Origin of the sequence: Facivitalis istanbulensis (assembly GCF_040560405.1) — a bacterium.
GTDB classification, from domain to species: Bacteria; Pseudomonadota; Alphaproteobacteria; order Sphingomonadales; family Sphingomonadaceae; genus Sphingomonas; species Sphingomonas istanbulensis.
The window spans coordinates 20850-47347 of record NZ_JAVSCQ010000007.1 but is presented as its reverse complement, the minus strand read 5'-3'; the positions used below and the strand labels follow the sequence as shown (position 1 = coordinate 47347).

Annotated in this window: 24 protein-coding genes; 16 read left to right on the top strand and 8 right to left on the bottom strand. The window is 68.0% G+C overall.

Translation table 11 applies throughout. From position 1 onward, the window contains the following. Positions 1 to 19 precede the first annotated feature (19 nt). A complete protein-coding gene (locus tag RN629_RS06530; protein WP_407034468.1) occupies positions 20 to 1231 on the bottom strand; it encodes an LL-diaminopimelate aminotransferase in 1212 nt (403 codons plus the stop codon). 121 nt (positions 1232 to 1352) lie between these two features. Between RN629_RS06530 and phaC the strand changes: the two genes are divergently transcribed. From phaC to RN629_RS06485, 9 genes are all read left to right on the top strand, one after another. Further along, on the top strand, positions 1353 to 3107 hold the full coding sequence (gene phaC, locus RN629_RS06525; protein WP_407034467.1) for a class I poly(R)-hydroxyalkanoic acid synthase: 1755 nt from the start codon (positions 1353 to 1355) through the stop codon (positions 3105 to 3107). Positions 3108 to 3191: 84 nt separating this feature from the next. After that, a complete protein-coding gene (locus RN629_RS06520; protein ID WP_407034466.1) occupies positions 3192 to 4070 on the top strand; it encodes a phasin family protein in 879 nt (292 codons plus the stop codon). 117 nt (positions 4071 to 4187) lie between these two features. Next, on the top strand, positions 4188 to 4592 hold the full coding sequence (locus RN629_RS06515) for a hypothetical protein (RefSeq protein ID WP_407034465.1): 405 nt from the start codon (positions 4188 to 4190) through the stop codon (positions 4590 to 4592). Positions 4593 to 4606: 14 nt separating this feature from the next. Further along, on the top strand, positions 4607 to 5548 hold the full coding sequence (gene ribD / locus RN629_RS06510) for a bifunctional diaminohydroxyphosphoribosylaminopyrimidine deaminase/5-amino-6-(5-phosphoribosylamino)uracil reductase RibD (protein ID WP_407034548.1): 942 nt from the start codon (positions 4607 to 4609) through the stop codon (positions 5546 to 5548). 1 nt (position 5549) lies between these two features. After that, complete coding sequence (locus RN629_RS06505; RefSeq protein WP_407034464.1) at positions 5550 to 6152, top strand: riboflavin synthase; 603 nt, start codon at positions 5550 to 5552, stop codon at positions 6150 to 6152. Then, a complete protein-coding gene (gene ribB / locus RN629_RS06500; RefSeq protein WP_407034463.1) occupies positions 6142 to 7293 on the top strand; it encodes a 3,4-dihydroxy-2-butanone-4-phosphate synthase in 1152 nt (383 codons plus the stop codon). Before RN629_RS06505 ends, ribB begins: the two co-directional genes overlap by 11 nt. Next, entirely contained in the window at positions 7293 to 7712 is a 420-nt protein-coding gene (gene ribH, locus RN629_RS06495; protein WP_407034462.1) for a 6,7-dimethyl-8-ribityllumazine synthase, read from the top strand. Before ribB ends, ribH begins: the two co-directional genes overlap by 1 nt. Next, complete coding sequence (locus tag RN629_RS06490) at positions 7709 to 8257, top strand: GNAT family N-acetyltransferase (protein WP_407034461.1); 549 nt, start codon at positions 7709 to 7711, stop codon at positions 8255 to 8257. Before ribH ends, RN629_RS06490 begins: the two co-directional genes overlap by 4 nt. Beyond that, the gene (locus RN629_RS06485; RefSeq protein ID WP_407034460.1) at positions 8254 to 8688 is read left to right on the top strand and encodes a hypothetical protein; all 435 of its coding nucleotides are present in this window, start codon (positions 8254 to 8256) and stop codon (positions 8686 to 8688) included. Before RN629_RS06490 ends, RN629_RS06485 begins: the two co-directional genes overlap by 4 nt. A gap of 29 nt (positions 8689 to 8717) precedes the next feature. On the opposite strand, the gene RN629_RS06480 is transcribed toward RN629_RS06485, so the two are convergent. Continuing rightward, positions 8718 to 9461, bottom strand: coding sequence for a TonB family protein (locus tag RN629_RS06480; RefSeq protein WP_407034459.1), 744 nt, complete (start codon positions 9459 to 9461; stop codon positions 8718 to 8720). Positions 9462 to 9583: 122 nt separating this feature from the next. On the opposite strand from RN629_RS06480, the gene nadB reads away from it, so the two are divergent. The 6 genes from nadB to RN629_RS06450 all read left to right on the top strand — a co-directional run bounded on the left by nadB (position 9584) and on the right by RN629_RS06450 (position 18807). Next, positions 9584 to 11161: an L-aspartate oxidase gene (gene nadB, locus RN629_RS06475; RefSeq protein ID WP_407034458.1), complete on the top strand. Its 1578-nt coding sequence runs from the start codon at positions 9584 to 9586 to the stop codon at positions 11159 to 11161. A 137-nt stretch (positions 11162 to 11298) separates the two neighbouring features. Beyond that, positions 11299 to 12444 carry a serine hydrolase gene (locus RN629_RS06470; RefSeq protein WP_407034547.1) on the top strand — a complete coding sequence of 382 codons (1146 nt, stop codon included), beginning with the start codon at positions 11299 to 11301 and terminating at the stop codon, positions 12442 to 12444. 108 nt (positions 12445 to 12552) lie between these two features. Then, positions 12553 to 13134, top strand: coding sequence for a pseudouridine synthase (locus RN629_RS06465; RefSeq protein WP_407034457.1), 582 nt, complete (start codon positions 12553 to 12555; stop codon positions 13132 to 13134). Between the two features lie 242 nt (positions 13135 to 13376). Further along, a complete protein-coding gene (locus tag RN629_RS06460; protein ID WP_407034456.1) occupies positions 13377 to 14213 on the top strand; it encodes a 23S rRNA (adenine(2030)-N(6))-methyltransferase RlmJ in 837 nt (278 codons plus the stop codon). 270 nt (positions 14214 to 14483) lie between these two features. Then, positions 14484 to 17255 carry a DNA polymerase I gene (polA, locus tag RN629_RS06455; protein ID WP_407034455.1) on the top strand — a complete coding sequence of 924 codons (2772 nt, stop codon included), beginning with the start codon at positions 14484 to 14486 and terminating at the stop codon, positions 17253 to 17255. A gap of 37 nt (positions 17256 to 17292) precedes the next feature. Continuing rightward, complete coding sequence (locus RN629_RS06450; protein WP_407034454.1) at positions 17293 to 18807, top strand: lipopolysaccharide biosynthesis protein; 1515 nt, start codon at positions 17293 to 17295, stop codon at positions 18805 to 18807. 137 nt (positions 18808 to 18944) lie between these two features. On the opposite strand, the gene purH is transcribed toward RN629_RS06450, so the two are convergent. From purH to RN629_RS06430, 4 genes are all read right to left on the bottom strand, one after another. Next, positions 18945 to 20564, bottom strand: coding sequence for a bifunctional phosphoribosylaminoimidazolecarboxamide formyltransferase/IMP cyclohydrolase (purH, locus tag RN629_RS06445; RefSeq protein ID WP_407034453.1), 1620 nt, complete (start codon positions 20562 to 20564; stop codon positions 18945 to 18947). A 186-nt stretch (positions 20565 to 20750) separates the two neighbouring features. After that, on the bottom strand, positions 20751 to 22493 hold the full coding sequence (locus RN629_RS06440) for a heparinase II/III family protein (protein WP_407034452.1): 1743 nt from the start codon (positions 22491 to 22493) through the stop codon (positions 20751 to 20753). A gap of 5 nt (positions 22494 to 22498) precedes the next feature. Next, the gene (gene rpe, locus RN629_RS06435; protein ID WP_407034451.1) at positions 22499 to 23155 is read right to left on the bottom strand and encodes a ribulose-phosphate 3-epimerase; all 657 of its coding nucleotides are present in this window, start codon (positions 23153 to 23155) and stop codon (positions 22499 to 22501) included. A 31-nt stretch (positions 23156 to 23186) separates the two neighbouring features. After that, positions 23187 to 24428 (bottom strand): RsmB/NOP family class I SAM-dependent RNA methyltransferase, encoded by a 1242-nt coding sequence (locus RN629_RS06430; RefSeq protein WP_407034546.1) that lies wholly within the window; start codon positions 24426 to 24428, stop codon positions 23187 to 23189. A 180-nt stretch (positions 24429 to 24608) separates the two neighbouring features. Between RN629_RS06430 and RN629_RS06425 the strand changes: the two genes are divergently transcribed. Next, on the top strand, positions 24609 to 24770 hold the full coding sequence (locus RN629_RS06425) for a DUF1674 domain-containing protein (protein WP_407034450.1): 162 nt from the start codon (positions 24609 to 24611) through the stop codon (positions 24768 to 24770). A 71-nt stretch (positions 24771 to 24841) separates the two neighbouring features. Here the strand turns inward: RN629_RS06425 and argB are convergent, their stop codons facing one another. Both argB and RN629_RS06415 read right to left on the bottom strand, forming a co-directional pair. Further along, positions 24842 to 25741: an acetylglutamate kinase gene (argB, locus tag RN629_RS06420; protein ID WP_407034449.1), complete on the bottom strand. Its 900-nt coding sequence runs from the start codon at positions 25739 to 25741 to the stop codon at positions 24842 to 24844. A 46-nt stretch (positions 25742 to 25787) separates the two neighbouring features. Continuing rightward, complete coding sequence (locus tag RN629_RS06415; RefSeq protein ID WP_407034448.1) at positions 25788 to 26444, bottom strand: queuosine precursor transporter; 657 nt, start codon at positions 26442 to 26444, stop codon at positions 25788 to 25790. Between the last annotated feature and the right edge of the window lie 54 nt (positions 26445 to 26498).

Here is a 26498-nt window from a genome sequence, read left to right as displayed (position 1 = left end):
CGCGATCAAGACCTCACGATCATAGGGCCTTGCCGCCCGCCGGCATGTTGACGCCCATGGATTGCAGGTAGCGCTTCACGTTGCGCGCCGCCTGGCGAAGCCGCTGTTCGTTCTCGACCAGCGCGATGCGGACATAGCCCTCGCCATTCTCGCCATATCCGACGCCCGGCGCGACCGCGACCTTGGCCTCGGTCAGCAACTGCTTGGAGAATTCCAGGCTGCCCAGATGCGCGAGCGCGGGCGGCAGCGGGGCCCAGGCGAACATCGAGGCACGGGGGCTGGGGATATCCCATCCGGCGCGGCCGAAGCTCTCGACCAGCACGTCGCGCCGCTTGTGATAAAGCTGCCGGTTCTTCTCGACAATGTCCTGCGGGCCGTTGAGCGCGGCGCAGGCCGCCGCCTGGATCGGCGTGAACGCGCCGTAATCGAGATACGACTTCACCCGCGTCATCGCCGCGATCAGCCTCTTGTTGCCGACCGCAAAGCCGATTCGCCACCCCGCCATCGAATAGGTCTTGGACAGCGAGGTGAACTCGACAGCGACGTCCTTGCCCCCCTTTACCTGAAGGATAGAAGGGGTCGGATTGCCGTCATAATAAAGTTCGGAATAGGCCAGGTCGCTCAGGATCCACAGCTGATGCTCCTTCGCGAACGCCACGAGCCGTTCGTAAAAGGCGAGGTCGACCGTCTCGGCGGTCGGGTTGGACGGATAATTGACCACCAGTACCGAGGGACGGGGCACGGTGAAGTGCATCGCGCGCTCGAGGCTCTCGAAATAGGCCTCGTCGGGCGTGGTCGGCACCGCGCGGATCGTCGCGCCCGCGATGATGAAGCCGAAGGTGTGGATCGGATAGGACGGATTGGGCGCCAGGATCACGTCGCCCGGCGCGGTGATCGCGGTGGCGAGGCTGGCCAGTCCTTCCTTCGACCCCATGGTGACGACCACCTCGGTCTCCGGGTCCAGATCGACGCCGAAGCGGCGGGCGTAGTAATTCGCCTGCGCGCGGCGGAGGCCGGGAATCCCCTTGGACTGGGAATAGCCATGCGCGTCGGGCTTCTTCGCGACCTCGACCAGCTTGTCGAGGACATGCTCGGGGGGCGGCAGGTCGGGATTGCCCATGCCCAGATCGATGATGTCCTCGCCGCCCGCGCGCGCCGCCGCCCGCATCGCATTGACTTCGGCGATGACATAGGGCGGCAGGCGCTTGATGCGGTAGAACTCTTCGGACATCGGTCCCTCTGTTGTAAAGATATGGGATACGAACCTTAGCGCCTTTCGTTTGCGGACGCGACCCGACATGACGGCGCAATATTCGGACACCAGAAGGGGCCACGTTGAACGAGAGGACGCGATGATGGACGCCGATGCGAAATCTCAGGACAAGACGCGGGATTCCGGGCCCGCCCGTCCCGCGACCGGCCTGCCGACGCTGGAGGAATTGCAGCACTGGACCTGGGTGATCGGCCGCGCGCAGCAGATGATGATGCAGGCCGCGCTCAGCACGCCGCCCGAGGGGATGCCGGTGGTGCCCGGGTTGAACGATCCCGCGACGCTGGGCCGGGTGCGCGATTTCTGGTCCGATTCGATGGCGCTGTGGCAGCGTTTCGTCGACCCCGCCGCCGAGCCCGGCATCGCCGCCAAGCCCGATCGCCGGTTCCGCGCCGAGCAATGGCAGTCCCCGCTCTTCGACTGGATCCGACAGAGCTATCAGGTAATCGCCGACCATCTGCTGCGCGGCGTCGATGCGCTGGAGGGCGTCGCGCCGAAGCAGAAGGAGCAGATCCGCTTCGCCGCGCAAGGGTTCATCGACGCGATGAGCCCGACCAACTTCCCCGCGACCAACCCCGAGGTGCTGGACAGGATCGTCGAGACGCGCGGCGAGAATCTGCTGAAAGGCTTGCAGAACATGCTGGCGGACATGGGCCGCGGGCAGTTGACGCACAGCGATGCGACCTCGTTCGAGGTCGGGCGCAACCTGGCCACGACGCCGGGCAAGGTGGTCAAGCGCACCGAACTGTACGAGTTGATCCACTATACCCCGACGACCGAGACGGTCGCCAGCGTGCCGATCCTGATCTTCCCGCCCTGGATCAACCGCTTCTACATCCTGGACCTAGCGCCCGAGAAAAGCCTGATCCGCTGGCTGGTCGACCAGGGATTCAGCGTGTTCATGGTGTCGTGGAAATCTGCCGACGCCGCGATGAAGGACGTGATCTGGGACGATTATGTCGCCGCACAGATCGATGCGACCGACACGGTGCGCGCGCTGCTGTCGGTCGAGTCGGTCCACGCCGTCGGCTATTGCGTGGCGGGCACCACATTGGCCGCGACGCTGGCGCTGCTGGCCGCGCGCGGCGACTCGGCCAAGGTCGCCAGCGCCACCTTCTTCACCGCACAGGTCGATTTCAGCGAGGCGGGCGAACTGCTCCATTTCGTAGACGACGAACAGTTGAAGCTGATCGCCACCCTGTCGCCCGACGGCTTTCTCGACGGGCGCTATCTGGCGGCGACGTTCAACCTGTTGCGCGGGCGCGATCTGATCTGGAATTACGTCACCAACAACTATCTGCTGGGGCGCGACTATGTGCCGTTCGACCTGCTCCACTGGAATGGCGACGTCACCAACCTGCCCGCCAAATGGCATCTGAGCTATCTGACCGACCTGTATCGCGACAATCTGCTGGTGAAACCGGGGGCGCTAGCGGTGGCGGGCGTGCCGCTCGACCTGACCAGGGTGACGACGCCCGCCTATGTCCAGGCGGGGCGCGAGGATCATATCGCCCCACCCGAAAGCGTCTGGAAGATCACCGAAACCTTTGCCGGCCCCTTGCGCTTCGTGCTCGCTGGATCGGGGCATATCGCGGGCGTGGTGAACCCGCCCGCCGCGGGCAAATATCAATATTGGACCAATGACGCCCCCGCCGCGACGCTGCAGGACTTCGTGGCGGGCGCGACCGAGACCAAGGGCAGCTGGTGGCCCGACTGGACCGCCTGGCTGATCGGCCGCGACTCGAATCGCGTCCCCGCCATGGGTGCGCGCATCCCCGGCGCCGGGGCGCTGCCCGCATTGGACGAAGCGCCCGGACAATACGTCCGGCAGCGGTGAAATCGATTGCCGGATGCCACAATGGCTGTTGATAACTTTGCCGGAAATGGCTATTGTGCAGCGCAGCAAAACGGGAGAGCGCTGGTGGACACGAACAAGCAGGTCACCCCCGCCGCAAAGTCGGCGGCCAAGACGCGTGGCATCGCCAAGCCCGCCCCTGCCCAGCCAGTGTCCCAGCCATTGAAGGGCCTTCCGTCCGAGCCCAAGCCGGTCGCGGCCGCCGCCAAGCCGGCCGTTGCGAAGGCGACTCCGCTGACGCCGGCGGTGGCCAAGCCGGTCAAGCCCGCCGCCGTGAAAGCCTCCGCCCCGGTCGTCGCGCAGCCCGTGAACCCGACCGCCGCGCCAGCACCCAAGCCGGCCAAGCCCGCGCCCGCGCCGGTGGCCAAGGCGAGCAGCCCCGCCGCCCCGGCCCCGAAGCCGCGCGCGGCCAAGGCTCCGGTCGCTCCGACCAGGCCCCTTTCTCCGACCGCCGCGGTTCCGGCGGAACCCAAGCCCAAGGAAATCACCATGGAAGCCACCAGCACCGTCGAGAACGCCGCCCACGACACCGCCGCCAAGACCCAGGCGCTGTTCGGCGAGGCCCAGGCCCGCACCCAGGCGACGATGGAAAAGAGCGCCAAGCTGTTCGAAGAGGCCGTCGCCTTCAGCAAGGAAAACCTGGAAGCGGTCGTCGAATCGTCGAAGATCGCCGCCAAGGGCGCCGAAACCCTGGGCCAGGGTGCGGCGGACTATGCCAAGCGCTCGTTCGAAACCGCGACCCAGACGCTGAAGACGCTGTCGTCGGTCAAGTCGCCGACCGAATTCATGAAGCTGCAGTCGGACTTCGCCCGCTCGGCGTTCGACTCGCTGGTCGCCGAGACCTCGCGTTCGACCGAGACCGTGATGAAGCTGGCCGGCGAGATCGCGCAGCCGATCAGCAATCGCTTCGCCGTCGCCGCCGAGAAGATGAAGACCGTCGCGTAATACGCCTCGGTTTCCATCGCGGAACAGGGAAAGGGCGGCCGCCGATGCGGTCGCCCTTTCTCGTTCGGGCTGCTATCGCCGGATACCCGCGCCCTCCGGCGGAGGCGCGATGGCGCGATGGTCCAATTCGATCCCCACTGGCATCCGGGACGCGTCACGCCTATCTTGCCCGCCATGTCGTTCTTCGGCCGCTTCTCCCCCGTCCGCGCCTATCGCGACCTGCGGTTCTTCCTGTCGCAGCGGCATCCCTATGAACTGGTCTTCCTGATGATCGCGATCGGGATCACGGGCTTCTTCGTCTACGCCTTTGCGCGCGACGATTATGTGCCCGCGCCGTACCGGCCCGACATCATCTATGTCGAACAATGGCCGGCCGACCGCACCGATGCCGAGATCCGCGCGCAGCAGAAGATCGACTATGTGAAGAAGAAGCGACAGCTGGCGGAGGAAAAGGCCGCGGAGGACGAACGCCGGGCGGAATTCAGGAAGGTCGACGAAGCGCTGAGCAAGTGGGGCATCTGACCGACCAGCGCTGGATGGATGCCGCGCTCGGGCTGGCGGGTCGGGGCGTGGGGCGAACCGCGCCCAATCCCAATGTCGGCTGCGTGCTGGTGCGCGAGGGCCGCGTCGTCGGGCGCGGCTGGACCCAGGCCGGTGGTCGCCCCCATGCGGAAGCCATGGCGCTGGCCCAGGCGGGCGACGCCGCGCGCGGTGCCACCGCCTATGTCACGCTGGAACCCTGCGCGCATGTCTCGCCCCGTGGCCCCGCCTGCACCGACCTGCTGATCGCCGCCGGGATCGCCCGGATCGTGGCGGCGATGGGCGATCCCGATCCGCGCACCGACGGGCTGGGCTTTGCCCGCGCGCGCGCCGCCGGGATCGCGGTCACGACCGGCGTGCGCGAGGCTGCGGCGCGCGCGATGATCGCCGGCTTCCTGACGCGCCGCGCGCAGGGCCGCCCCTTCGTCACGCTCAAGCTCGCCACCTCGCTCGACGGGCGGATCGCCCGGCCCGATGGCGAAAGTCGCTGGATCACCGGACCACAGGCCCGCGCGCATGCCCATCTGGCGCGCAGCCGCCATGAGGCGATCCTGGTCGGACGCGGCACGCTGGAGACCGATGCGCCCCGACTCGATGTCCGCCTGCCCGGTCTCGAAGATCGCGCGCCGCGCCGTATCCTGCTGTCGCGCAGTCCCGAGCCCGGCTGGGAGACCATCGCCTCGCCCCACGCGATCGCCGATCTGACCGGCATCGACCGACTGATGGTCGAGGGCGGCGCGCGGACGGCTTCGGCCTTCCTCGCCACCGATCTGGTCGACCAGCTGCTGCTCTACCGCGCACCGATCCTGATCGGCGAGGGCCACCCGGCGCTGCACGCCATCGGACTGACCGCGCTGGCCCAGGCGCATGGCCGCTGGCGGCTTGCGGATTCGCGAATGCTTGGCAGCGACCGGATGGAGGTCTACGAGCGCAACTGATATGTTTACCGGGATCGTCACCGACATCGGCTCCGTCACCGCCGTGGAAACCCGCGGCGACACGCGAGTCGTCATCGCCACCGCCTATGACACGGGCACCATCGACCTGGGCGCATCGATCGCCTGTTCGGGCGTCTGCCTGACCGTCGTCGAGAAGGGCCCCGACTGGTTCGCGGTCGACGTCTCGGCCGAAACGATCGGGCGCACCGCCGAGCAGTGGCATCCGGGTCGCCCGCTCAACCTCGAACGCGCGATGAAACTGGGCGACGAACTTGGCGGGCATATCGTCACCGGGCATGTCGACGGCGTCGGCACCGTCCTGTCGGTCGCCGAGGAAGGCGGGTCGCACCGCGTGTTCGTGACGGTGCCCGCCGACCTCGCCCCGTTCATGGCGACCAAGGGATCGGTAACGATCGACGGCGTCTCGCTGACCGTCAACAGCGTCGAGGACTCGGCCGAGGCCACCGTCATCGGACTCAACATCATCCCCCACACCGCCGCCGTCACCACGCTGGGCGGCATCGCGGGCGGGCAGCGCGTCAATATCGAGATCGACGTGCTGGCCCGTTACCTGCAACGCATGGAGCATTATCGTGGCCGCTAATCCCGACGCGCTTTCCGATCTGCGGCGCGGCTTTCTGTCCAGCCCCGAAGAGATCATCGACGAGGCGCGCAACGGCCGGATGTTCATCCTGGTCGATGACGAGGACCGGGAAAATGAGGGCGACCTGGTCATCCCCGCGCAGATGGCGACGCCGGAAAAGGTGAACTTCATGGCGCGGCACGGGCGCGGGCTGATCTGCCTCGCCATGACGCGCGAGCGGGTCGACACGCTCGGCCTGCCGCTGATGAGCCCCAAGAACGGGACGCGGCACGAAACCGCCTTCACCATCTCGATCGAGGCAAAGGAGGGCGTGACCACCGGCATCTCGGCGGCCGACCGCGCGCGGACGATCGCGGTGGCGATCGATTCCGCGCAGGGGCCCGATTCGCTGGTGACGCCGGGCCATGTCTTCCCGCTGGTCGCGCGTGACGGCGGCGTGCTGGTGCGCGCGGGCCATACCGAGGCGGCAGTCGATGTCGCGCGGCTGGCCGGGCTCAACCCCTCGGGCGTGATCTGCGAGATCATGAACGAGGACGGCACGATGGCGCGGATGGACAATCTGGTGTCCTTCGCGCAGTTCCACAATCTCAAGATCGGCACGATCCGCGACCTGATCGCCTATCGCCGCCGCTACGACCATCTGGTCGAATTGCAGTCGGAGGCGCATTTCGAGAGCGAATGGGGCGGTACCTGGACCGCGCGCGCCTATCGCAACAAGGCCACCGGGACCGAGCAGGTCGCGCTGGTCAAGGGCAAGCTCGATACCGCCAAGCCGGTGCTGGTGCGGATGCACGCCATGTCGCCCTTTGCCGACATGTTCGGCGAGGCGGGCCCGCGCGGCCATCTGCTCGCCAAGTCGATGGAGATGATCGCGCGCGAGGGATCGGGCGTGATCGTCGTCATCAACCGCCCGCGCGCGGACGCCTTCACCACCGCCGTTCGGCTGAAGGCGGGCGAGGAAGTGCAACTCGATATGGAGGAACTGCGCGACTATGGCGTCGGCGCGATGATCCTGGCCGAAATGGGGGTGCAGGACATGGTGCTCCTGACCAACACCCATCACACGCTGATCGGGCTGGACGGCTATGGCCTGTCGATCGTCGGCGAGCGGCGGATCGAGAATAGCGAGGGAGACGCCTGATGGCGCATGTGCTGATCGTCGAGGCCCGGTTCTACGAGCATCTGAACGACCTGCTGCTATCGGGCGCACGCGCCGCGATCGAGGAGGCGGGCCACAGCCATGAGACGATCACCGTCCCCGGCGCGCTGGAGATTCCCGGCGCAGTGGCGATGGCGGCGGACACCGGGCGCTATGACGCCTTTGTCGCGATCGGCGTGGTGATCCGCGGCGAAACCTATCATTTCGAGATCGTCTCGAATGAAAGCGCGCGCGGGCTGATGGCGCTGACCATGGACGGGCTGCCCATCGGCAACGGCATCATCACCACCGAGAACGAGGCGCAGGCGCTGACCCGCGCCAGGCCGACCGAGAAGGACAAGGGCGGCGAGGCGGCCAAGGCCGCGCTCGCCATGCTAGCGCTGAAGAGCCGGTTCGGGTGACGTCCCCCGTCCTCCACACCGAGCGGCTGATCCTCCGGGTCCCCTCGGCGGAGGATTTCGAGGCATGGGCGGCCTTCCATGCCGAGGAAGACACGATGCGCTTCCTGGGCGGGATACAGGCGCGTGGGACAGCGTGGCGTGGGCTCTGCACCATGGTCGGCGCGTGGCACGTGCGCGGCTTCGCGATGTTCTCGGTGATCGAGCGCGAGACGGACCGCTGGGTCGGCCGGATTGGGCCGTGGCAGCCCGAGGGCTGGCCGGGGCGCGAGATCGGCTGGGGCGTGGCGCGGGAATTTGCCGGGCGCGGCTATGCGCAGGAGGCGGCAGGCGCAGCGATGGACTATGCCGTCGATGTGCTCGGCTGGGACCATGTGATCCACACCATCGACCCGGAGAATGCGGGCTCGATTCGGCTGGCGCAAAGGCTGGGCGCGGTGAATCAGGGGCCGGTGAGCCTACCCGCCCCGCTGGAGTCGTTCCGTGTCGATGCCTGGGGCCAGAGCGCCGATCAGTGGCGCGCGCGGCGGGGGCGCCCGACGTCGTGACCGACATGCCGCCCACCCGCTTTCGTGTCGTGGAACGCGGTCGGCGGCTGGAGGTGATCGACACCCAGGCGGGACAAGCCGTCACCCGGCGCCCCGACACCCCCTCTTTCGTCGCCGATCGCAAGGCGCGGGAGGCGCGGCCTGCCTGGCTGGCGCGCAACGCCCGTCCCGGCGACGGCGTGGTCTGGACGACCCATCGCTTCTATGATGACAAGGGGCCGCGTCGCCTGACGCTGGATGCAGGCGCGATGCAGCAGTTGCAGATCATGGGCGCGGCGTTGGTGGTGGGGGCGGTCCTGTGGGTGGCCCTGGCGCTGGCCGTCCCGGCGCTCTGGGCGTTGCCGTTCATCCTCGCCTCGGGCAAGTCGCGTGCGGGTCTGCGTGGTCCGATCACCCGATGGCTGGACCGGATCGAGGCGGCGGGCTCCTGAACCCGCCGCGCCGATGCGAAGGCCAGGCATCACCGCTCGGGCGGCAAACGCTCCAGCACCCAGTCCTGGTTCACCATGATGATCGATCGGACCGGCCGGCCATCGGCGTCACGCGACGGATCGTAGCGATAGCGTTTCTCGATCAGCCGACAGGTGACTTCGTCCAGCGCGGCATTCCCGCTGCTCCGGGTCACCACGCACCCGCTGACCCGCCCGTCGATGTTGACGAAGTAGCGCACCTGCACCGTGCCGCTCGCCCCGGCATCGGCCGCCGCGGCGGGATAGTCCGAATCCTTGATCCGGCCCCGGATGCGGCGGGGCGGGGTCTCCTCGCCATAGCCGTCCCCGTCCCCCGATCCGCCGCTGCCCGTGCCATTGCCGATCCCGCCCGCGCCGGTGCCCGGCCCCGGCCGGTCCGATGCGCCCTGGCTGGCCTGCGTCCCCGTGCCCGCCACCGGCGCGGCGACGACGGGCGAGACGGGGGGCAGCACGACGACCGGCGGCGGTGCGACGACCGGGGTCGCCTGCGACCGGAGATTGGGCGGCGCGGCGGCCCCGCGCGGACGGTGGCTGGGAATCTTCTTCGGCTGGATGCGCGGCGCCGGGGTGGGCGTCGGCAAGGGCACGTCGAACGTCTCCAGCCCCTCTTTGGTCTCGGTCAGGAAGGACATGCTCAGACCGATCACCAGAAAGACACCCAGCCCCAGGACCATGATGCCGGTCAGGATCGCCGCGAACAGGCGGCCGCGCCAATCGGATCGGGCGAACGTCATGGAGAGACAGGTGGGAAGCCCGCGCCGCCATCGCAAGGCGCGACAATCCCCTGTCCCAACCTCCCGAACCGTGCCAGAGGGTATCGATTCCATCCCTCCACCGCGCCTGAAGGAGCCCGCATATGACCGAATCCGATATCCTGATCGTCGGGTCGGGCGCGGCCGGGCTGACCGCCGCGCTGAACCTGGCGGACCGGTTCAAGGTGACGGTGCTGGCCAAGGGCAAGCTGAACGAAGGCTCGACCGCCTGGGCCCAGGGGGGGATCGCCGCCGTGCTCGAACCCGGCGACACGTTCGAGAGCCATATCGAGGATACGATGATCGCGGGCGCGGGGTTGAACGACCGCGCCACCGTCGAGTTCGTCGTGGAGAACGCCCCCGCCGCGATCGAGCGGTTGCAGAAGCTGGGCGTTCCCTTCGCGACCGAGGGCAATATGCTGCACCTGACGCGCGAGGGCGGCCATTCGCATCGCCGCATCGTCCATGTCGCCGATGCCACCGGCTGGGCGGTGCTGGACGCGCTGCTGCGCGCGGCGAACGCGCACCCCAACATCACCATGGTGCCCGACCAGGTGGTGATCGACCTGGCGACCAGCCGCCACGAGATGCGCTATTCGGGCGCGGGCCATGTCTGGGGCGTCTATGCGGTTGATCGCCGCACCGGCCGGGTCCAGTTGCACAAGGCGCGCGCGACCATCCTGGCGACTGGCGGCGCAGGACGCACCTATCAATTCTCCACCGCGCCCAAGGGGGCGACGGGCGACGGCATCGCCATGGCGTGGCGGGCCGGTGCCCGTGTGTCCAACATGGAATTCATGCAATTCCACCCGACCTGCCTGTACAACACCCAGGTCAAGAATTTCCTGATTACCGAGGCGGTTCGCGGCGAAGGCGGCCAGTTGAAGATTCCCGAAACCGGGCACCGCTTCATGCCCGATTTCGACGCCCGCGCCGAACTCGCCCCGCGCGATATCGTCGCGCGCGCGATCGATCATGAGATCAAGCGGCTGGGCCTCGATTATGTCCATCTCGACATCAGCCATCAGTCGCCCGCTTTTATCCGCGAACATTTCCCCAACATCCACGAAAAGCTGCTGTCGCTCGGCATCGACATGACGGTGCAACCGATCCCGGTGGTCCCCGCGCAGCATTATACCTGTGGCGGCGTGATCGTGGATCGTGACGGACGCACCGACCTGCCCGGCCTGTACGCGGCGGGCGAAGTCACCCAGTCGGGGCTGCACGGCGCCAACCGCCTCGCCTCCAACTCGCTGCTCGAATGCTTCGTCTATGGCGAGGCGTGCGCCAGCCATATCGCGCGGCACTGGGACGACCTGCCGCCGCCGCCCGCCATCCAGGTCTGGGACGAAAGCCGCGTCACCGACTCGGACGAAGAGGTGGTCATCAAGCAGAACTGGACCGAAATCCGCCGCTTCATGTGGAATTATGTCGGCATCGTGCGCACCACCAAGCGGCTGGAGCGCGCGCAGCATCGCATCCGCATGCTGACCGACGAGATCAACGATTATTACGGCCATTTCCGGGTGACGCCCGACCTGATCGAGCTGCGCAACCTGCTCCAGACCGCCGAACTGATCGTCCGCTGCGCGCTGCACCGCAAGGAAAGCCGCGGGCTGCACTATACACGCGACTATCCCGACACGCTGCCCGAGGCGGTCGACACCATCCTGATCCCGTAAAGCCCCGATCCCAAAAGGGCCTGTTCCATAGGAGGTTGCGCATTCCATCGCGCGATCACGGCCATTCGTCGCAACGCCCCATGCCGGGGATTTCGCCAATCGAACCAGTGCGTAAGGGTTTTCCGGTGCAGCGGGGTATGGCGGTGACGAAGCGAGTATCGAGCGTTTTGCAAAGGGCGTTGCCGACGGGAGTCCTGCTGATGGCGCTGGCGGCGTGCGGCACCGATACGCGCCCCAGTTCCAGCCCGCGCGCGCCCTATCGCAACCCGCCCGAAGCACCGGCGGTGATTTCCATGCCCTTGCCCCCGCCCCGCCCCATCCATGCGACCGCCGCACCGGCCGGGCTGGTCAGCGCGATCAACAGCCTGTCGGCCAGTTTTTCGGGCAAGAAGGGCATTGCGGTTCGCGCGGTCGATGACGGCTGGACCGTCGAAGTCGGCGGGCGCCAGCGCCTGCCGCAGCAATCCGTCTCCAAGCTATGGGTCGCGATCACCCTGCTCGACCTGCGCGACCGGGGCCGCGCGCGGCTGGACGATCCGATCGTCGTACGGCGCGAGGACCTGACGCTGTTTCACCAGCCGATCGCGATGCTGGTCAAGGGCGATGGCTATCATACCACGGTCGGCGAATTGATGACCCGTGCGCTGACCCAAAGCGACAACACCGCCAATGACCGGTTGCTGACCTATGTCGGCGGTCCGCAGGCCGTCCGCGCGATGATCGCGGCCAAGCGGCTGGGCGATATCCGGTTCGGCCCCGGCGAGCGGCTGCTCCAGTCGAAGACGGCGGGCCTGACCTGGCAACCCGCCTTCGCGGCGGCGGGCGCGTTCCAGGCGGCCCGCGCGCGGCTCGATCCGGCGGCGCGCACGGCGGCGCTCAACGCCTATGTCAACGATCCGCCCGATGGCGCGGCACCGATCGCGATCGCCGATGCGATTGCGCGGCTGGCGCGCGGCGAATTGCTGTCGGAAACCTCGACCCGGATCCTGGTCGACACGATGGAGGCCTCGCGCACCGGCCATGCCCGCCTGCGCGCCGCCGTCCCCGCCGGGTGGCAGATCGCGCACAAGACCGGCACCGGACAGGATCTGGGTCGCCGCAACGCCGGCTTCAACGATGTCGGCCTGCTGACCGCCCCCGACGGCCGCCGCTTCGCCATCGCGGTGATGATCGGCGACACCACCGAGGATATCCGCAAGCGGCAACAACTGATCCAGAATGTCGCGGCGGCGGTGGCGCATTATGCCGGGCCGCCACGCGGACCGGTGGCGGTGGCGAACTGACCGGGGAGCGATAGGCGAAGGGGTGGAGCCGGTGTTTGGCAGGTGCCGCCTGTCCGGCGGCGGCATGTGCCAGGAGACATGACCGCAGCCGGAGGATATGAGCTCGGCATGGCCCGGCTGCTCCTGTTCAACAAACCCTTTGGGGTCCTGTCGCAATTCACGGATCGCGGATCGCCGACGGTCCGGTCGACATTGTCGGACTTCATCGAGGTGAAGGGCGTTTATCCCGCCGGGAGACTCGATCGGGACAGCGAGGGGCTGCTGCTGCTCTGCGATGACGGGCGGCTGCAGGCGCGCATTGCCGATCCACGCTTCAAAATGCCCAAGACCTATCTTGTTCAGGTCGAAGGCGATCCGCAGGAGCAGGACCTGGAGCGCTTGCGACGGGGGGTCCAACTGAAGGATGGCATGACCCTGCCGGCCGATGTCGCCCGGATCGACGCGCCGGACCTGTGGCCGCGCGATCCGCCGATCCGCCAGCGCAGGTTCATTCCCGACAGTTGGCTGAAGATCACCATCCGCGAAGGGCGCAACCGGCAAGTGCGCCGAATGACGGCGGCGGTCGGCTTGCCTACGCTGAGGCTGGTCCGCTGGTCGATCGGCGACTGGTCGGTCGCCGGGATCGCGCCGGGCCAGTTCGAGACCTTCTCTGGCCTCGGCACGGATGCCGGCGGCATGTCGGACCGATGACGCAGTTTGGCGCAGGATTGTAAAACGCCGGCGCGATTGCGGATAAGCGCTGCACCTGCGGCCGGTTGCCGTCGACCGCGAAAGCTGGTTTGAGGCGTCGCTCGGAGCCGCTTTGACACTATCCGCCCGCTTCTCATACCAGCGCCGGATTAATGGCTTCGCCCGTCTCGCGATCGGCGCCCTCGCCCGGTAGCGCCGGACGTGGCCCGGCCAAGCGCAAATCGGCAGGATTTTGGATTTCAATGAATTATCGTCATTCCTTCCATGCCGGCAACAGCGCCGATGTCGTGAAGCACAGCCTGCTGATCGCGCTTGTCCGCGCCCTGCAGCAGAAACAGGGCGCGTTGACCCTGATCGACACCCATGCCGGCTGCGGGCTCTACGATCTTGGCGGCGAGCAGGCCCAACGCACCGGCGAGGCCGCACAGGGCGTGATAAGGGCCCTTGCCGACCCGACCCCCTTGCTGGACGATTATCGCGCCGCCGTGGAGGCGGTGAATATCGGGGCAGAGCCGCACCTCTATCCCGGCTCGCCGCAGGTCCTGGCACAGCTCCTGCGCCCGCAGGACTTGCTGATCCTCAATGAAAAGCACCCCGAAGACGCACGCGCCCTGCGCGGCGCGATGCGCGGCACGCCTGCCGCCGTGCATCAGCGCGATGCCTATGAGCTTTGGCTGGCGATGCTTCCGACCCGCACCGGTCGCGGCGTGGTGGTGGTCGATCCGCCCTATGAGCAGACGGACGAACGCGCGCGCATCACCGCCACCCTCGCCGCGGCGCACCGCAAATGGGCGCATGGCGTGACGGTCATCTGGTATCCGCTGAAAGACCGCGAGACGCATGACCGGTGGAAGGACACACTGCGAAAGCTCGGCATCCCGAAATTCCTGTCGGTGGAGCATTGGCTGTATGATGCCGACCGCCCCGGCCTTTATAACGGCGCGGGTCTTTTCATCGTCAATCCGCCCTTTGCGTTCACGCAGGCGCTCCCGCCTCTGCTGGAAGCCCTGCGCGCCGCCCTGGCACCGGAAGGGCATAGGGGCGAGATCACCGCCGATTGGTTGGATGGTCACGGATGATCCTGGCACCTGATCCCGTCATCCCGGCCCGGGGGTGACGCTGGTCGGCTTTCAGGTGATCGGGGGGCGCTGCACTGGCGGACCCCAGGGCGCAATGCCGACCGGCGGCACCCACGTTGCCTCACCCGAGAGCAGTCCGGCAAGAACCGCCCGCGTTTCACGCCGCCACCGTCACCCCCGCCCCGGCGTGGCCCATCGGCCACAGGGCGGAAAAAGCGATAGCATCAGGGGCTGTTTAGCCTCCCCCGCTTCCGCTAAACCGCGCGCACCATGCCCCATCTCTATCTTGTCGACGGCTCCGGCTATATTTTCCGCGCCTATCACCGCCTGCCGCCGCTGACCAACACGCATGGCGAGCCGGTGGGGGCGGTCTATGGCTATACCACCATGCTCTGGAAGCTGGTGGACGAGGTCAACGCCGCCGATGGCCCGACCCATATGGCGGTGGTCCTCGACAAGTCGTCGAAGACGTTCCGCAACGCGATGTACGACCAGTATAAGGCGCACCGGCCCCCGCCCCCGCCCGATCTGGTCCCGCAATTCCCGATGATCCGCGACGCTACGCGCGCCTTCTCGCTGCCCTGCATTGAGGAAGAGGGGCTGGAGGCCGACGACCTGATCGCCTGCTACGCCCGCGCCGCGCGCGAACAGGGCTGGCAGGTCACGATCGTGTCGGGCGACAAGGACCTGATGCAGCTGGTCGAGGACGGGCATCTCGACATGCTCGACACGATGAACAACCGGCGGCTGGGCGAATCCTATGTCCAGGAGAAGTTCGGCGTCGGCCCGAAACAGCTGGGCGACGTGCTCGCCCTGATGGGCGACAGCGTCGACAATGTGCCGGGCGTCCCCGGTGTCGGGCCGAAGACCGCCTCCAAGCTGATCGTCGAGCATGGCGACCTCGAATCGGTGCTCGCCGCCGCGCCCGATATGAAGAAGGGCAAGCTTCGCGACAATCTGATCGACCATGCCGACAATGCCCGGCTGTCGAAGCGGCTGGTCACGCTGGAGTGCAACGCGCCGCTGCCGCAGTCGCTCGAGTCGCTGGCGCTGCATCCGGCGATTCCCGACGCGCCGCTGCGCGGGTTCCTTGAATATCACGGCTTCCGGTCGCTGATCGCCAAGATGGGCCAGATCACCGACGATGCCGCGCCCGCGCCGTCCGGCGATTCCGCGCCCGCCGCGCCGATGGACGATGACGAGCCCTGCAACCTCGACGGCTATGTCACGGTGCAGGACCTCGCCACGCTCGACCAGTGGATCGCGGAGGCGCGTCACCAGGGCTTCATCGCGATCGATACCGAGACCAGCTCGACCGATGCGACCCAGGCCGAACTGGTCGGCGTCAGCCTGGCGCTCGCCCCCAACAAGGCCTGCTATATCCCGCTGGGCCATGGCGGCACCGACCTGTTGTCGGAAGTGCCGGTGCAGATTCCGGTCGCGGCCGCGCTCGAGCGGATCAAGGCGCTGTGCGAGGATCCCTCGGTTCTCAAGATCGGCCATAACCTGAAATTCGACATGATCGTGCTGGGCGAACGCGGCATCGCCGTCGCCCCGCATGACGACACGATCGTGATGAGTTTCGATCTCGACGCCGGGCTGCACGGGCATGGCATGGACGAGCTCGCCGAACTGCACCTGTCGCACACATGCATCGCCTTCAAGGAGGTGGTCGGCACCGGCAAGAAGCAGCTCGGCTTCCACGAGGTCGATCTCAAGACCGCCACCCGCTACGCCGCCGAGGATGCGGACGTCACGCTGCGGCTGTGGAAGCGGTTCAAGGCGCGGCTGCCGATGGAGCAGGCGACGCGCGTCTATGAGATGGTCGACCGGCCGCTGGTCCCCGTCATCGCGGGCATGGAGCGGCGCGGGGTCAAGGTCGATCGCGAGCGGCTGTCGCAGCTATCGACCGAATTCGCCGGGCAGATCGCCGGGCTGGAGGGCGAAATCCACGCACTGGCGGGCACGCCCTTCACCATCGGCAGCCCCAAGCAGCTCGGCGAGATCCTGTTCGACCGGCTCGGCCTGAAAGGCGGGCGCAAGGGCAAGTCGGGTGTCTATTCGACCGACGTCACCGAACTCGAACGCCTCGCCCGCTACGGCGGCGAGGCGGCGGAGATCGTCCGCCAGATCCTGGAATGGCGCCAGCTTTCCAAGCTGAAAAGCACCTATACCGACGCCCTCCAGGCACAGATCAACCCGAAGACGGGGCGCGTCCATACCAGCTACAGCCTGACCGGCGCGCAGACCGGGCGGCTCTCCTCGACCGAGCCGAACCTTCAGAACATCCCGATCCGTACCGAGGTCGGGCGGCAGTTGCGCGAGGCGTTCATCGCCGAGGACGGCCATGTCCTGATCGCCGCCGACTATTCGCAGATCGAGTTGCGGCTGGCCGCGCACATGGCCGACGTCCCCGCGCTGCGCGATGCCTTTGCAAACGGCGACGACATCCACAGCCTGACCGCCAAGGAGCTGTTCGGCGAGGTCAATCGCGACACGCGCGGGCGCGCCAAGACGATCAACTTCGCCATCCTCTACGGCATTTCGCGCTGGGGCCTGGCCGGTCGCCTCGACGTGTCGGCGGACGAGGCGCAGGCGATGATCGACCGTTATTTCGAGCGCTTCCCCGGCATCAACCGCTATATCGCCGAAACCCTGTCGAGCGTGCGCGAGAAGGGGTTCACGGAGACGCTGTTCGGTCGCAAGACGCATTTCCCGCGCATCGCCTCGCGCAACCAGGCCGAACGGCAGGGGGCCGAGCGCGCCGCGATCAACGCGCCGATCCAGGGGACCAGCGCCGACATCATCAAGCGCGCCATGGTCCGCATGGAACCCGCACTCGCCGCCGCAGGGCTGGGCCATGTGCGAATGCTGCTTCAGGTGCATGACGAACTGGTGTTCGAAGCGCCCGAGGCCGATGCCGAAGCGGCGGGCACGGTCATCCGCGCGGTGATGGCGGGGGCGGCCGAACCGGCGGTCACGCTGTCGGTGCCGCTGGGGGTCGAGATCGGCGTCGGGCGGAACTGGGGGGCGGCGCATTGATCCTCGCCCCGCCCCGGCCGGGATCGCGCGCCCGCTGATGGCGCAAAGCCAGGACATCGACACGCTCGCCAAGGGTGGGCGCACCAATATCGCAGGCTTCGTCCTGCGGCTCGCGGCGCGCATCCCCTTCCTGTTCATCGCGGGCCGCATCTATGGTCCCGAACTGGTCGGACGCTTCGCCATCGCGGTCGTGGTGGTCGAACTCGCCGCGCTGATCGCGACGCTGGGCATGAAGCGCGGGCTGGCGCAGGCGCTGGCCTCGACGGAACGGCCGCATGTCCATGTCGTGTGGGACGCGATGGCGCTGGCCTTCCTCGCCTCGATGGCGGCCAGCAGCCTGTTGTGGCTGTTCCCCGAGCTTCTCTATCCCAACAGCGCGATCAGCGGACTCGACCGCTGGCTGCCCGGCATCATCGTCGCCATCGCCTGGTCGGACGTGAGTCTCGCCGCGCTCGCCTATCGCCTGAACGTCAAGGCGGCGGTGACCGCGCGCGCGGTGGTCGAACCCTGGACCATCTCGATCGCGGCCTGGGCCTTTTCCTTCTTCACCATCCGCGACGGGCTGGTCCTGTCCTATGTCGCGTCGATGACGGCGGCACTGATCGCCAGCCTGGTGCCCTTTCTGCGCAGCTATGGCCTGCCCTATGGCTGGAGCCCGCATCTGGCGCGGGTCTTCGCGCTGGCCCGCGCCAATGCGCCGCTCGCCGGCGCCGACGCGCTGGAATGGGGCACCCGCAATGTCGACCGCTTCATCCTGGGCGTGATGTTCGAGCCGCGCATCGTCGGCATCTATTACATGGCGCAGCAGGTCGCCTCGCTGCCGCAAAAGCTCAAGACCAGCTTCGACCCGATCCTGGGGCCCGTCATCACCCAGAGCCTGGCCAATGGTGATATGGGCGCGATTGCGCGGCAGGTGCGGCAGGTCGCCTTCTGGATCATGGCGGCGCAGGGGTGTCTGGCGCTGATGGGATCGATCCCCGGCGAAGGCGTGATGGGCGTGGTCGGCCCGCAATTCGTGTCGGGCACCGCCGCGCTCGCCTTCCTGCTCTTTGCCGAGGTGCTGGCCTCGACCGGCGCGGTCTGCGAATCGGCACTGGTCTATACCGCGCGGCACCGGAACCTGATGATCTCGATCGCTATGCTGGGGGTGCAGATCGCCCTGAGCTTCGCGCTGATCCTCGCCATGCGCAAGCTCGGCTGGCCGGTGGAATGGCAGGCGGCGGGTCCAGCCGTCGCGCTGGCGGCGAGCGTGACGATGACCTCGGTCATCAAGGCGCGGGTGCTGGCGGGGATATTGAAGGCTCCGGTCTCCCCCTTCCGCTGGCCGCTGGTCTGGGCGGCGGGGGCGGCGGTTCTGGTCGGGGGCGCGTTCACCCTGCTGCCCAAGCGGCTGGAATGGGCCGAACTGCTGTTCGGCGAACCCGCCATCGCGGCGACCTATCTGCTGGTCCTGTGGCGCTGGGCTTTTGGTCCGGCGGACCGGGCGCTGTTCAGCAAGGCGCCGACGGCGGAAGAGGCCACCCTGCCCCATGCGGGCGGGATTACGCGGTAAAATACTCTCCGACAGGGGGGAGGTGGCAGGCTGTCAGGCCCGGCGGATGGGGGATTCCGCAAAGGTCATCCCTTGCGGCGCTCCCCTTCCACCACGGCTTCGCCGCGGTTCTCCTCCCCGTGCCGGGTAGGATCCGATCAATGCCGGAAGTGGCGCATCCCGGTGAACACCATCGCCAGCCCGGCTTCGTCCGCCGCCGCGATGACCTCATCGTCGCGGATCGAACCGCCCGGCTGAATCACCGCGGTCGCCCCCGCCTCGACTGCGGCCAGCAGGCCGTCGGCGAAGGGGAAGAAGGCGTCCGAGGCCACCGCCGAACCGATGGTGCGGGGCTCCGCCCAACCCGCCTTGTCGGCGGCGTCCTTGGCCTTCCACGCGGCGATGCGGGCCGATTCCAGCCGGTTCATCTGGCCCGCGCCGATCCCGGCGGTCGCACCGTCCTTGGCATAGACGATGGCGTTCGACTTCACATGCTTGGCGACGGTCCAGGCGAAGCGGCAATCGGCCAGTTCCTGCGCCGTGGGCACACGCTTGGTGACGACCTTCAGCATGTCGTCGGTCAGGCGACCATTGTCGCGGCTCTGGACCAGCAGGCCGCCCGCGATCGACTTCATCATCAGTCCGGGCCGCGACGGGTTGGGCAGTTCGCCCGACAGCAGCAGGCGAAGATTCTTCTTGCGGGCGAAGATCTCGCGCGCCTCCGGGCTGGCGTCGGGCGCGACCACGACCTCAGTGAAGATGCCCGAGATCGCCTCCGCCGTCTCGGCGTCGAGCGGACAGTTGCAGGCGATGATGCCGCCGAACGCCGACACGGTGTCACAGGCGAAGGCCGCGTTATAGGCCTCCAGCAGCGTCGCGCCGCTGGCCACGCCGCAAGGATTGGCGTGCTTGACGATCACCACGGTCGGCGGCCCGTCGAGGAATTCGCTGACCAGTTCCAGCGCGGCGTCGGCGTCGTTCAGGTTGTTGTAGCTCAGCGCCTTGCCCTGCAACTGCTCGGCCTGGGCGATGCCCTGCCCGCCCCGCTGCGGCAGATAGAGCGCCGCGACCTGATGCGGATTCTCGCCATAGCGCAGCGGCTCGGGGTGGCGGGTGAAGGCGAGCGGCAGGGTCGCCGGAAAGGCCTCGCCCTGGTCGGCAAAGGCGAACCACTGCGCGATCGCCGCGTCATAGGCGGCGGTGGCGGCAAAGGCCTTGGCGGCGAGGCGCTGGCGGGTCTTCAGCGTCGAGGCGCCGTCATGCGCGGCGAGATCGGCCAGGAAGTCGGCATAATCGGCCGGGTCGGTCAGGATCGACACATAGCCATGGTTCTTGGCGGCCGAACGGACCATGGACGGGCCGCCGATATCGATATTCTCGATGATCTCGGGGCGTTCCGCGCCCTTCGCGACCGTCTGCTGGAAGGGGTAGAGATTGACCACGACCAGATCGATCGCGCCGATGCCATGCTCGGTCATCGCGGTGGCGTGCGCGGGGTCGTCGCGCACCGCGAGCAGCCCGCCATGGACCATCGGGTGCAGCGTCTTGACCCGGCCGTCCATCATTTCGGGAAAGTTGGTGACATCGGAAATGTCGCGCACCGGCAGCCCCGCATCGCGGATCGCCTTGGCGGTGCCGCCGGTCGAGACCAGATCGACGCCCCGCTCCGCCAGCGCACGGGCCAGATCGATGACCCCGGTCTTGTCGGATACCGACAGCAGCGCGCGGCGGACCGGCACCAGATCGACGGAGGGAGCGGAGGGAAGCGAAACGGCCATCGGTGCAGCAGATCCTATGTGGGGAGCGTTGCCGGACCCGATATACCCCGATGGGCCGAAGCGCAAAATGTGATTCGGGAATACGTCTTTCCTCCCCTGCAAGGAGAGGGGGACCAGCGAGCTGGTGGAGAGGGTCTGCCCCTCGATGGCGCGAAACATCCTCTTCCCGCCAAGCAATGCCCCCGCTCAGAGCGCTCGCTTGAACGCCCAGCTGACATGCGCGCCGCCCGCCGGGGTTTCGCCGGTCACCACCATCTGCTGCGTCGCGATGGGGCGGCCGGTGCCATCGATCCACAGCGACTCCTCGATCGCCAACGCGCCGCCGCGACAGCGGAACTGCCACAATGCGCCGTCGTCGAGCCGCAGGATCGCCTGCCCACTCTCCGCCGTGACCATCGCCTCCACCCCGTCGCCAAGGTGGAAACGGAGCGCGAAAGGCATGCTGACCGCCTGCCGCTTGCGCCCCTCGGGCAACAACGCGTCCTCGCCCCGCAGTTCGCGGCCGTCGCCGGTCAGCAGCAATTGCCGCCGATGGACAAAGCCATGGCGGCGGACATAGCCGTCATGGCTCGCCTCGATCCGGCTGGCGGCGTCCGATTCCTGACGGCTCAGTTCCACCTCCGCGACACCGCGCCCCAATGTGCCGTCGGCATGGATCGCGGTAGAGTTGGAATCGCCCAGCGTCAGCGTCGAATGCGCCGCCGTCGTGCGCAGCCCATGCGCCAGACTCGCGGGCACCTGCGCCACGGTCGCGCGCGCGCCGCCGCAATTGACGACGATCCGCTGCGCCCCGTCCGAAAACTCGAAGGCGAGCGTCGAGGCGCAACCGCCCTCCACCGCGCGCGCGATCGGCGGGGGGGCGGCGTCCATGATCAGTACGGTCTGCCCGGCGGCCAGCCGCTGATAGCCCCAGTCGCCCGCCTGGCGCAGCGGCCGGGTGCGCACACCCGACGCGTCGATGACCGCGGCGATCCGCTCGGGCGTCTCCGGCCCCGACCCCTGCCAGCTCGACAAGGCGCGATCGCCATGCATCACGCCGAGCAGCGCGGAGATCATCCGCTGCAACCGCGCCTGGAACGGCTCGGGAAAGGGCAGGCCGCGCGCGTCATAGACTTCGCGCATCATGGTCAGCAGCATGACCGCGTCGAGCTGCACCGCCGGGCTGCGCGCGATCACGCCGCCATCGCCGAACAGCCCGGTGTCGAGCGCACGGGCCAACCCCGCCTCACCGAACGCCTGACGCGGATCGCCGCCCGCGAGCAGCAGCCCGGCCGCGATCACCCCGCACCAGGCGGCGATGCGCGGAACGCCCGCCGGCGCCTTGTCCGCGCCGCGATCGAGATGCCGGGCCCCGCGCGCCAGCGTGTTCAGCACCCGCGAGCGATAGACCAGGTCATTGGACGACAGGATCAGCGGCGCATGCGCGGTCCAGAACAGGATGCGCCGCCCCCACAGGTCGGGTCGCCACGCGACCGCATCGACCGTCTCGGCAAAGGCATCGAGCCAGCGGCCCATCAGATATTCGGCGATCGGCGCCCCCTGCGCCCGCGTCGCCACGGTGGACAGGTCGCGCAGCCACGCAAAGCTGTGCAGATGGTCGGCAAAGCCGGTCGACCAGTCGGGATGCGCGAAATCGATCGATTCGACGCCGCGTTCCTCCGCCCGCCAGTCGATCACCCCGCCCAGCAGCTTATGCCCGCGTTCGATATCGCCCAGGATCGGGTCCTGCGGCACCGCCATCAATTTCAGCGGATGCCGCCCCTTGAGCCGCAGCGTGTGGAGCGGGGTGCGCCAGGTGAGCCGGTGGAGATGCTCGCTCAGGCGGTCGGCCAGCGACAAACCACCGCCACCGACCCGGACCAGCCTTTTGCCTTCTTCGATGCTGTCGGCGCCTTGCGGGGCCGAACCCCGTTCCACCCGATCGCGCATCGCGCTCAACCGCGCAGGGCGGCGATATTGGCGGCGTAGTGCGCCGGGCCTCCGCGAAAGGCCGCCGTTCCCGCGACCAGCGCATCGGCCCCCGCCTCGATACAGCATTTGGCCCAGACCGGGTCGACCCCGCCATCGACCTCCAGATCGATCGCCCGACCGCTATGGTCGATCATCTTGCGGATCGCCGCGATCTTGCCGAGCTGGCTCTCGATGAAGCTTTGCCCGCCAAAGCCCGGGTTCACGCTCATCACCAGCACCAGGTCAACCATGTCGATCAGATAATCCAGCATCTTGGCGGGCGTGGCGGGGTTCAGGACGACCCCGGCGCGCTTGCCCAGCCCCTTGATATGCTGGATCGTGCGGTGGATGTGCGGCCCGGCCTCGGGATGGACGGTGATCGTGTCCGCCCCCGCCTCGGCAAAGGCGTCCAGATAGGCGTCGATCGGCGAGATCATCAGATGCACGTCGAACGGCTTGGCGGTGTGGGGACGCAACGCCTTTACCACCGCCGGGCCGATCGTGATGTTGGGCACGAAATGCCCGTCCATCACGTCGATATGGATCCAGTCGGCACCGGCGGCGTCGATCGCCCGGACTTCCTCGCCAAGCTTGGCGAAATCGGCGGACAGGATGGAGGGAGCGATGCGGACAGGATGCATGGTTTCGCCTTATCGCGATATTGCGCGCAAGTCAGCCTTTGCGTTGCAGCATGGCGATGAAGAACCCGTCCAGCCGCCCTTCTTTCGCAAGCATCGTCGGCAGGGTGCGGATCGTGCCCGTCCCGGTCAGGCCCGGCCAGTCGCCGGTGATCGGCACCAGCGCGTAATCGGGCCGCGCCGACAGGAACGCCTCGATCTGCCGCTCGCCTTCCTCGGGCTCCAGCGAGCAGGTGGCGTAGACCATGGCCCCGCCGGGCTTCAGCCAGTCGGCGGCCCGTGCCAGGATCTGCGCCTGCAATTCGGCCATCTCGGCAATGACGGCCGGGCGGACGCGGTAGAGGACATCCGGGTGGCGGCGGAAAATGCCGCTCGCGCTGCACGGCGCATCGACCAGGATCGCATCGGCCGGGGCGTCGGGAGCCCATTCGCGCAGGTCGGCGGTGACGACCGTCGCCGCCTGGTTCGTCCGCTCCAGATTCTCGTTGAGCCGTCCCAGTCGCGCCTCGGACTGGTCGACCGCCGTGACGGTCCAGCCCGCGCTGGCGAGTTGCAGCGTCTTGCCGCCGGGCGCGGCGCACAGGTCCAGCACATGGCCCGGCCCCTTGCCCAGCAACCGGGCCGGGATGGAGGCAGCCAGATCCTGCACCCACCACGCGCCCTCGTCAAAGCCCTGCAATTCCATCACCGCGCTGCCCGACGGCAGGCGGACATGGCCGGGCATCAGGCTGACGCCGCCCAGCCTGTCGGCCCATTCGGCGGTGGCGGCCGGATCGGCCAGCGTGAGGTCGAGCGGCGGCGGCGCGGCGATGGCATGGCCGGCGGCCTCGACCATCTCCTCGCCCCAATTGTCTTCCCAGCGCTGTTCGGTATCGCCGGGCAGCGCCGGGATTTCGGGGAGCAGCACCCCGCTCTTGGTGATCGTGCTGAACACGCCATGGACCAGCTTGCGCGGTCCGCCATCGACCAACGGCAGCACGGTGGCGATCGCGGCATGCGGCGGCGTGCCCAGCGCCAGCACCTGGACCAGCGCGATGCGCAGGGCGAAGCGCGCCTTGGCATCGTCGGGCAGCCGTTGCTTGGTCGCCGAGTCGATTAGCGCGTCGAGATCGGGCAGGCGGCGCAGCGTTTCCGCCGCGATGGCATGGGCGAGCCCGCGATCGGGCCCGCCGGTCAGCGCACGGGTGGCGGAGGCGAGCGCGGCCTCCAGCGGTTCGCCCCTGCGCAGCACCGCGTCGAGCAGGCGGATCGCGGCGCGGCGCGTGGCGGTGCCCAGCGGCTCGGGCGGACGCTGCGCGCCCCCGCGCCGATCCCCACCCGGTCCACCGGGGCGGCCCCCGCGCCGGTCGGTGCGGCCGCGAGGCGGGGAGGATTGGGGGGGACGTGTCACTTGGCAAAACTCCTGTCAGCCCCGACATGGGCTGCAATCATTGCCCCTTAGTCGAAAGGACCGCTTATGGGCCAGCGCCCCGACCATGTGAAACCGCCCGCCTATCTCTCCCGCAATCCGCCCGTGCCCCAGCCCGAGGCGAAGCCCGAGCCGCAGGACGATCCGCTGGGCCAGAATCCGGTGCGCTATGGCGATTGGGAATTGAAGGGAATCGCGATCGATTTCTGATCGGGCCGTGTCATCGCGGACGGGGCGAGGCCAGGACGGCCGCGCCCCGGCTGTCCCTCAAGGCCGGAGGATCACCGGCGTACTAACGTCCCCGCGCCCTGCCGGGTGAAGATCTCCAGCAGCATCCCGTGCGGCACGCGGCCGTCCAGGATCACCGCCGCGTCGACCCCCGCCTCGACCGCCGAGACGCAGGTTTCCAGCTTGGGGATCATCCCGCCCGAAATCGTCCCATCGGCGCGCAACTCGGCGATCCTTGCGGGGTTCAGGTCGGTCATCAACTCGCCCTGCTTGTCCAGCACGCCCGCGACGTCGGTCAACAGGAAGAAGCGCGCCGCACCCAGCCGGGCGGCGATCGCGCCCGCCATGGTGTCGGCGTTGATGTTATAGGTGTGGCCGTCCAGCCCGATCGCGACCGGCGCGATGACCGGGATGATCCCGTCGGCCGACAGGCTTTCGATCAGGCGCGGATCGACCGCCACCGGCTCGCCGACGAACCCCAGATCGACATGGCGCTCGATGCCTTTCAGCGGATCGGCCTCGCGCCCCTGCACCTTCTCGGCGATGACGAGCCCGGCATCCTTACCCGAGATGCCGACCGCGCGGCCCCCGGCGGCGGCGATCCAGCTGACGATCTCCTTGTTGATGGACCCGGCCAGCACCATTTCGGCAATCTGCGCGGTGGCCGCATCGGTGACGCGCAAGCCGTTGACGAACTGCGATTCGACGCCCAGCCGCTTCAGCATCGCGCCGATCTGCGGGCCGCCGCCATGGACGACGACCGGATTGACGCCGATCGCCTTGAGCAGCACCATGTCCTCGGCGAAATCGCGCTGGCGCTCGGGATCGCCCATGGCGTGGCCACCATATTTCACCACGAACGTCTTGCCCGCGTAACGCTGAAGATAGGGCAACGCCTCGGTCAGCGTCTCGGCCTTGGCGAGCAAGGCGGCGTCGGGATCGTGGTTGGTCATGGTCGCCCCCTTATCGCGCGCGGGCCGGTGGGAAAACTGGCAATCGTTACGCCCGGTCGAGACGCCGGCCCAGCCCGACGAACAGATAGATCAGCGGCGGCACCAGGATCGCCGACAACGACACCTTGGCGATCATCTGCCCGACGATCAGCCGACCGATCGGGAACGCGCCGTAAAAGGCGATGGTCACGAACAACAGCGTGTCGACCACCTGGCTGAGCATGCTGGCCACCGCCGCGCGCAGCCAGAGCAGCTTGCTGCCTTCGCGGCCCTTCAGCGCGGCGAAGATGGTGACGTTCAGCGTCTGCGACACGCCGTAAGCCACGATACCGCCCAGCCATATCCGCCAGGTGGAACCGAGGATCAGCTGGATCGCGTCGCGATTGGCCGGGATCATCTCGGGCGAGGGTGGCAGCATCCACACCACCCAGGACAGCGCCAGCGACACCAGCAACGGTACGAAGCCGACCCGCACCAGTCGCCCGGCGGTCGCCGCGCCATGGAGTTCGGCCACCGCGCTCGACGTGACGACCAGCAGGAGGAAGGCGAAGATCCCCGCCTCGACCGCCAGCGGCCCCACCAGCGTCACCTGCTTGTTGCCCAGCACGCCCGCGATACAGACCATGCCGCCATAGAAGATCGACAGGGCAAAAAGCGAAGGCGGGATCAGGCGGGGGCGGGCGGCGACGTCATCATGGTCCATCGTCAACCGCTAGCGCGAAATGGTCGCGTGGCAAAGGATTAGCGCCGCGTTCCC

Coding starts and splice junctions, on each gene's coding strand:
- argB (WP_407034449.1), bottom strand. CDS start 25,741: ATGACCAACCACGATCCCGACGCCGCCTTGCTCGCCAAGGCCGAGACG.
- RN629_RS06530 (WP_407034468.1), bottom strand. CDS start 1,231: ATGTCCGAAGAGTTCTACCGCATCAAGCGCCTGCCGCCCTATGTCATC.
- RN629_RS06480 (WP_407034459.1), bottom strand. CDS start 9,461: ATGACGTTCGCCCGATCCGATTGGCGCGGCCGCCTGTTCGCGGCGATC.
- purH (WP_407034453.1), bottom strand. CDS start 20,564: ATGGCCGTTTCGCTTCCCTCCGCTCCCTCCGTCGATCTGGTGCCGGTC.
- ribH (WP_407034462.1), top strand. CDS start 7,293: ATGGCGCATGTGCTGATCGTCGAGGCCCGGTTCTACGAGCATCTGAAC.
- RN629_RS06440 (WP_407034452.1), bottom strand. CDS start 22,493: ATGCGCGATCGGGTGGAACGGGGTTCGGCCCCGCAAGGCGCCGACAGC.
- RN629_RS06460 (WP_407034456.1), top strand. CDS start 13,377: ATGAATTATCGTCATTCCTTCCATGCCGGCAACAGCGCCGATGTCGTG.
- nadB (WP_407034458.1), top strand. CDS start 9,584: ATGACCGAATCCGATATCCTGATCGTCGGGTCGGGCGCGGCCGGGCTG.
- RN629_RS06470 (WP_407034547.1), top strand. CDS start 11,299: ATGGCGGTGACGAAGCGAGTATCGAGCGTTTTGCAAAGGGCGTTGCCG.
- RN629_RS06505 (WP_407034464.1), top strand. CDS start 5,550: ATGTTTACCGGGATCGTCACCGACATCGGCTCCGTCACCGCCGTGGAA.
- RN629_RS06515 (WP_407034465.1), top strand. CDS start 4,188: ATGGTCCAATTCGATCCCCACTGGCATCCGGGACGCGTCACGCCTATC.
- RN629_RS06415 (WP_407034448.1), bottom strand. CDS start 26,444: ATGGACCATGATGACGTCGCCGCCCGCCCCCGCCTGATCCCGCCTTCG.
- ribD (WP_407034548.1), top strand. CDS start 4,607: ATGGATGCCGCGCTCGGGCTGGCGGGTCGGGGCGTGGGGCGAACCGCG.
- RN629_RS06465 (WP_407034457.1), top strand. CDS start 12,553: ATGGCCCGGCTGCTCCTGTTCAACAAACCCTTTGGGGTCCTGTCGCAA.
- polA (WP_407034455.1), top strand. CDS start 14,484: ATGCCCCATCTCTATCTTGTCGACGGCTCCGGCTATATTTTCCGCGCC.
- RN629_RS06425 (WP_407034450.1), top strand. CDS start 24,609: ATGGGCCAGCGCCCCGACCATGTGAAACCGCCCGCCTATCTCTCCCGC.
- rpe (WP_407034451.1), bottom strand. CDS start 23,155: ATGCATCCTGTCCGCATCGCTCCCTCCATCCTGTCCGCCGATTTCGCC.
- phaC (WP_407034467.1), top strand. CDS start 1,353: ATGATGGACGCCGATGCGAAATCTCAGGACAAGACGCGGGATTCCGGG.
- RN629_RS06450 (WP_407034454.1), top strand. CDS start 17,293: ATGGCGCAAAGCCAGGACATCGACACGCTCGCCAAGGGTGGGCGCACC.